Consider the following 641-nt stretch of genomic DNA (forward strand, 5'->3'; position numbering starts at 1 on the left):
GGACGTGGTTGTATACCTTCACAGATGCCTCAACATTAATAACGTCACCCAGGAAGTAAGAGTTTGAAGGCCTCTCATAGGACCAGTCATCAGTCATGAGCTTCAGGGAGAACACCAAGACTTCTTCACCAGCCTCCGTTGAGGCATAAGGGACCCAAGTTGGCTTCAAGGCACTACTGCTGACATTTTGAAACCTTTGATAGTGGCATTGAACTCCAATAACTGCACCACCTGCACGGGTAATCGGAGTGCCAGCAAACGCCTCAGGAGTGTAGGTAAGGGCAAAGGTGTAGACAAGCTCATCCTTGGTCATCATCAAGACACTGTTGCAGTCCTGCAGTTCATTCTCAAAGAAGAGCACCTTAGAGCCTGGGACCAAACCGACAACAGGACATCCTCCCAGAGTCAGACCAGATGGCTGGATCAGTTCACCATTGCTAAACAAGTCCTGCTGTACCTCCACATGAATCCGGTTCTCACCGCATTGAATAGCTACACTACTGGGGGTCACAGGTTGCCTCAAATGGAAATCCACCGCCATCTCACTCGGCACTTCTGGAACAATGGGAAACCTCCAGTCCAAAGGCTTCACTGGACCCTGCAACACCTGCTTCTCCTGAAGACCAAGAGGCTCTTGTGCA

1 protein-coding gene is annotated in these 641 nt (G+C 50.2%); it reads right to left on the minus strand.

Annotated elements, in window-relative coordinates; translation table 11 throughout:
- Positions 1-607 (minus strand): zona pellucida domain-containing protein (locus DK872_RS27235; RefSeq protein ID WP_161519140.1); only part of this gene is annotated, 607 nt, incomplete at its 3' end.
- Positions 608-641: the final 34 nt, after the last annotated feature.

Origin of the sequence: Kosakonia sp. MH5 (assembly GCF_009935945.1) — a bacterium.
Lineage (GTDB): Bacteria > Pseudomonadota > Gammaproteobacteria > Enterobacterales > Enterobacteriaceae > Kosakonia > Kosakonia radicincitans.